The sequence below is a fragment of the Polaromonas sp. P1_G4 genome, assembly GCF_056405475.1.
In genome coordinates this window covers 1-5,530 of sequence record NZ_JBFUCA010000285.1, presented here as the reverse complement: position 1 = coordinate 5,530, position 5,530 = coordinate 1, and the positions used below count along the sequence as shown (strand labels likewise).

The following is a 5,530-nucleotide window of genomic DNA, read 5'->3' as shown; positions in this document are numbered from 1 at the left end:
ACATACACATGGCAGTTGCCGTCCAGGTGCTTGATGACCGGCACCTTGGCATCGCGGCTGATGCGCTCGATCAGGCCTTTGCCGCCGCGCGGGATGATCACGTCCACATACTGCGGCATGGCGATCAGGTGGCCTACGGCTTCGCGGTCGGTGGTCGGCACCAGTTGCACGGCATCGGCGGGCAGGCCGGCGTCAATCAGCGCCTGTTGCACCAGCGCAGCCAGCGCCTTGTTCGACTCAATCGCTTCAGAGCCGCCGCGCAGGATACAGGCGTTGCCACTTTTGATGGCCAGCGACGCGGCTTCAATCGTCACATTCGGCCGGCTCTCGTAAATCATGCCGAACACGCCAATCGGCACGCGCATCTGCCCCACGCGGATGCCGCTGGGCTGCTCCTTCATGCCGATGATGTCGCCAATCACGTCGGGCATCACGGCCAGCTGCTCGCAGCCCACCGCCACGGTTTCAATGATTTTGGGGGTGAGCTTGAGGCGGTCCAGCATGGGCCCGGCCAGGCCGGCCGCTTTTGCGCGTTCCAGGTCCAGGGTGTTGGCTGTTTGCAATGGTTCGATCTGGCTGCGCAGCAAGCTGGCCAAACCCAAAAGCGCTCTGTTTTTGATAGCTGCTTGCGCCCGTGCCATAAGGGCGGAAGCTACTTTTGCCTGTGAACCCATGGCCTGCATCAGGTCCGAGACGTCGCTGCGGGCAGCCAGGGCGGTGGGGGAGTCGGGCGCGTTCATCCTGCCATTTTGCCTCTAATCATGGCTGGGAGCCTGTCGGGCTTGGGGCGTCGAAAGCGAAAATCGGCTCCAGCGAGGACAGTTTTTGCAGGGTTTGCAGGCCCATAGCCCAGCTATGGGACAAAAAGACGGCGAAAAATGGACCGCTGCGGTCGATTTGCAGCCGACGATTCCCAAGTCCGACAGGCTCCTGGAGATCAGTTGCCGGAGCGAACACCGCGGCGCTGCATCATGTCCTGGCTCATGGCCTGTAGGGCTTGCGTCGTCAGCACCACCTGCGCAGCAGGGTAGGCAAGACGGTCTTCGTCCGCCAGGTGCCGTTCGTACAGGCCGGCGAAGTGGTCCAGTGCCGCCGTCTGGGTCGCAGTCAGCGCAGCCCCATCAGCCACCGGACTCTCAGCGATCTCGTGCAGCGCGCTGCGCGCCGGGGGCCAGGCCGTATCCATGTCCCGGTGGTCCTGTAAAAGGCGCTGCACCAGGGTGCGCAGGCCGGCATCCGGCCCGGCCAGCAATGGCGGGAACACATGCCGCTCTTCATCCTGGTGATGCAGCGGTGCGGCAAGGTCGAAGTAGCGCATCACATCACGTGCCGCCTGGCGCGCAGACTCGTCACGGCCGTGTTCAAGCAGGTGCTGCTGCAGGCGCGCCAGCAGCACGAGCATGCGTTCCACCCGCTCATGGCAGGCGGCCAGCATGTCGAAAGGCGCCTCGAATCCGGCACCCGGTGCATGCACGCCGGGCAAGGAAGCAGGCCGCGTGACCCGGCGCACCATGCCCATATCAGCCGAACTGCACGGGCTGACCCTGCGGGTCAAACGGAATAAACGCCCCGATCTGGCCCTGCTTGATGGACTCGACCATGCGCTGCAGTGGTTCTTCCGCATCTTCGGTGGTCGGCGCACGGTTCACTGAGCCCGACATGGCCGCGGCAAACACCAGGCCCCAGTTGTGGCCGAACTGGCTGGACTCCTGCACCAGGGCGGCAAACGAACTCAGGTCCTCCGGGCGCTTGTCGACACACATCAGCGGGACCAGCGCGCCGCCCTGGCCGGCCTCAAAACGTTTACGTTGCGCCGGGGTGCTGTCCTCGGGCAACTCAACACCGGTAAATACAAACAGCAGGCGCTGCGGTTCGGGTTGCGCGCGGGCGGCCTGCAGCAGGTCGTCAAAACTCAGAATGTCCATGGCTTGATCCAGTCACAGGAATTAAAAGGAATCCGCCGGCCCGGATCCCGGTGCGGCGCTGTCGGCAGAAAGGCTGCTTACAAAATCAGAAGGCACCGGCCTCAGGCGGGCGGGCTTGCGCGACTGGGCGGTGCCCATGCTGACAAAACACAGGGCATATTCACCGCCTGCCAGGCCAAACAGCCGGCGCAGCCCCCCGGACTTCAGCGCCTTGCCGCTGGTCAGTGACGAACCATAACCCAGGGCCGTGGCCATGAGCAGCATGTTCTGCACCGCACAGCCGGCCGAGACCAGGCGTTCAGCCAGGTCGATCCCGGCATCACCACACGCGCCATCGACCACGACCAGCATGAGCAAAGGGGCGCGGTGCGCTTTTTCGCGCGCCTGCGCAAGCTGTTCAGGGGTGGCTTGCGGGTCGCGTTCGACCAGCGCCGCACCGAAGACCGCGGCCAGTTGCGCGCGTGCCGCCTGCGGCACCAGCACAAAGCGCCAAGGCAGAAGCTGGCCATGGTCGGGCGCCGTGGCAGCGGCTCGCAAGATCATGTCGAGCTGCTTCGCATCGGGACCGGGTGCTACCAGCCGCTTCGGCAAAATGGTCTGGCGCGATTGCATGAGGGCTGCAGCCAACTGCGCCGGGTCGACGTCGGCCGCGGCGACTGCAGAGGGCTGACCGGGAAAGGCGAGCAGATTCATCAGTTCGCTTTCAGCTGGAGCGCTTATCGGCGTAAGGCTGATCCGCTCGCTTATTCACCCACACACTCCCAGATGGCCGCACTGGGTGCAATAGTCGCACCCATCCTTGCGGATCACGGCATGGGCACCGCATTCGCCGCACTTCTTGCCCGCCATCACCGGCGGGGCAAGCGCCATGTCAACCTGCGGCTCCACCACGGGTGTTGCCCCGGCAGCATGCTGCCCGGCCCGCCGCGCGATGATGTTCTGCACCGCATAAGCAATGGCCGCCACTTCAGAGTCGTGCCATAACGGAACACGCGTGCCGTCGGCCTTTTCGTAGGTTCCCAGCCGCACCGGGCCGCGGTCCCAGGCCACCTTGCGCATGTCGCTGAGCGCACGCTCAAGAAAACCACCGCGCGCGGCCAGCGAAAGCATGCGCATGCTGGAGGTGATCCACTGCTGCGACTCGCCGCTTTGTCCCACGGGCATGAAAAATTCGATCGCACGCTCGACCGTGCCATCCCCCATGGCGGCCGGCACAGGCAAAAAGGACACCACGATATAGAGCGTCTTGCGCCCTTCCTGGGTCCAGTAATCCACTTTTTCCGCCACCGCCGACAACGCGCCCTTGGGCCGGCTCTCGATCACCGTGCGCATTGGGTCCACAGCGGGCGCGGCGGCCGGCATGGCCGCGGGGTCCGCATGGGTTTCCAGAACCGAACCGAGAATGGCGTTGGGCCGGTAGGTGGCCAGGCCCTTGAGTTTTGCGCGCCAGGCCTGCTGGTACAGGCCCTTGAAGTCTTCGTAGGCGTAGTCCGCCGGCACATTGACGGTTTTGGAGATCGCCGTGTCCACAAACGGCTGCACCGCTTCCATCATGCCAATGTGGCTGTCTGCCGACATCTCCAGCGCCGAGACAAAGTAACCAGGCAACTTGTCCACGTCACCGCCAAGTTCGCGGTACAGGCGCCATGCATGGTCTTCCACGGCGTACTCGGTGGTGCTGCCGTCAGACTCACGTTTCTTGCGCCGGTACATCCAGGAAAACGGCGGCTCGATGCCGTTCGATGCATTGTCGGCAAAGGCYAGGCTGACCGTACCGGTGGGTGCAATTGAGAGCAGGTGACTGTTGCGGATGCCGTTCGCGCGGATGGCCTGCTGCAAGGCGGCAGGCAGCCGGCTGGCAAAGGTCCCTGCAGCAAGGTAGCCCTCGACATCGAACTTCGGGAACGCGCCCTTTTCCTTCGCGAGTGCCACCGAAGCCGCGTAGGCAGCATCGCGCATGCTCACGGCAATGCGCGCGGCCATCTCGCGTCCCTCGGGCGCGTCGTAGCGCAGGCATAGCATGGCCAGTGCATTGCCCAGCCCGGTGAAACCGACGCCAATACGGCGCTTGGCGGCGGACTCGGCCTGTTGTTGCGGCAGGGGCCAGAAGGTGACGTCCAGCACGTTATCGAGCGCACGCACCTGGGTCGCCACTGATTTCGAGAAGGCTTCGAAATCAAAGGCCGGCACGCCGTTGAAGCCAAAGGGGTGGCGCACAAAACGCGTGAGGATGATGGGCCCGAGGTCGCAACAGCCATAGGGTGGAAGCGGTTGCTCGCCGCAGGGATTGGTCGCTGCGATGTCTTCGCAATAACGCAGGTTGTTGTCCTGGTTGATGTGGTCCAGGAACAGGATGCCGGGCTCGGCGAAATCGTAGGCCGAGCGCATCACGGTGTCCCACAACTCGCGCGCGGCTACCGTCTGGTAGACCCACAGGCCGTCCGCGCRCTGGAAGGCGCCTTGCGCAACCAGTGAAGCGCCGGGTTTGGCCTTGTGCACTAGTTCCCAGGGCTGGTCTTCGGCGAGCGCGCGCATGAAGGTGTCAGGCATGCCGACCGAGACATTGAAGTTGTTCCAGCGCCCAGGCGCGCGCTTGGCGGTGATGAACTCGTGCACATCCGGGTGATCGATGCGCAGCACGCCCATCTGCGCACCACGCCGCGCACCAGCGCTCTCCACAGTGGAGCAGGACTGGTCAAAGACGTTGATGTAGCTGCAAGGACCGGAGGCCATGGACGCGGTACCCTTGACCTCAGCGCCACGCGGACGGATGCGTGAAAAATCGTAACCCACGCCGCCGCCGCGCCGCATGGTTTCGGCGGCCTCGCGCAGTGCCTCGTAGATGCCGGGATAACCGCCGTCATCGACACCCTGGATGCAGTCACCCACAGGTTGCACAAAGCAGTTGATCAGCGTGGCCTGGATGGAAGTGCCGGCCGCGCTCATGATGCGGCCTGCACCAATTGCCCCTGCGTGCAGGTTCTCGAGGAACAGCGCTTCGTGCTGGGCACGCTCCGCCTCGGGCTCGACCGAGGCCAGGGCGCGCGCCACACGTCGGTACAAATCCTCCACACCTGTCTCGCCGGGTTTGAGGTATTTTTCCTTCAGCACGTCCTGGCTGATGGGCTGGGTGGCCGTCATGTCTTGCGGCCGGCCAAACTGATCACGTTTCATGCGGGTGCTCCTGCTGGCCGAACTCCGCCGAGCAGCCATTGCATTAATTCTTGCACCGAACGGATCTGGTCGCCAAACGGCAACCGGGCGGCACCACGGAAGAAAAGGCCTTTGTGGATGTCGCCCTCGAAGGCATGCCCGAGTTGTTGGTCGATACAGAACTGGCCCATGCCGGCCACGCCATCGCGCAGGCCGCAATGGGTGAGGCAGTCGAACGACATGTTGCATTTGGCCTTGACATGGGCCGCCGCCTGGAGCCGGGCTTCCAGCCGCAGGTATTTGTCCAGCCATGGCGTTCGCACGGCGCGGGCGGGCAAGCCGGCCACGCTGATGAACTCCACCAGGTCTTCGGGTTTCGCCTCGGCCAGCACCTTCTTGAAGGCGGGATCGGCATCACACTCCCGGGTGACGGCAAAGGCCGTGCCAAGCTG

Annotated in this window: 6 protein-coding genes; all 6 read right to left on the bottom strand. The window is 64.2% G+C overall.

All coding sequences use genetic code 11. The features are described 5' to 3' along the window. On the bottom strand, positions 1–740 hold a 740-nt coding region (locus AC1D1X_RS14505), incomplete at its 3' end, for a glutamate-5-semialdehyde dehydrogenase (RefSeq protein ID WP_477698524.1). Positions 741–937: 197 nt separating this feature from the next. Beyond that, positions 938–1,513: a hemerythrin domain-containing protein gene (locus tag AC1D1X_RS14500; protein ID WP_477672907.1), complete on the bottom strand. Its 576-nt coding sequence runs from the start codon at positions 1,511–1,513 to the stop codon at positions 938–940. 7 nt (positions 1,514–1,520) lie between these two features. Further along, positions 1,521–1,925 carry a ribonucleotide reductase subunit alpha gene (locus tag AC1D1X_RS14495; RefSeq protein WP_477668754.1) on the bottom strand — a complete coding sequence of 135 codons (405 nt, stop codon included), beginning with the start codon at positions 1,923–1,925 and terminating at the stop codon, positions 1,521–1,523. 21 nt (positions 1,926–1,946) lie between these two features. Further along, the gene (locus tag AC1D1X_RS14490; protein ID WP_477668755.1) at positions 1,947–2,618 is read right to left on the bottom strand and encodes a nitroreductase family protein; all 672 of its coding nucleotides are present in this window, start codon (positions 2,616–2,618) and stop codon (positions 1,947–1,949) included. 54 nt (positions 2,619–2,672) lie between these two features. Then, a complete protein-coding gene (locus AC1D1X_RS14485; protein ID WP_477698523.1) occupies positions 2,673–5,099 on the bottom strand; it encodes an adenosylcobalamin-dependent ribonucleoside-diphosphate reductase in 2,427 nt (808 codons plus the stop codon). After that, positions 5,096–5,530, bottom strand: a 435-nt coding sequence (locus tag AC1D1X_RS14480; RefSeq protein WP_477698522.1) for a nitronate monooxygenase, incomplete at its 5' end; no start/stop codon positions are given. The genes AC1D1X_RS14485 and AC1D1X_RS14480, both read right to left, overlap by 4 nt.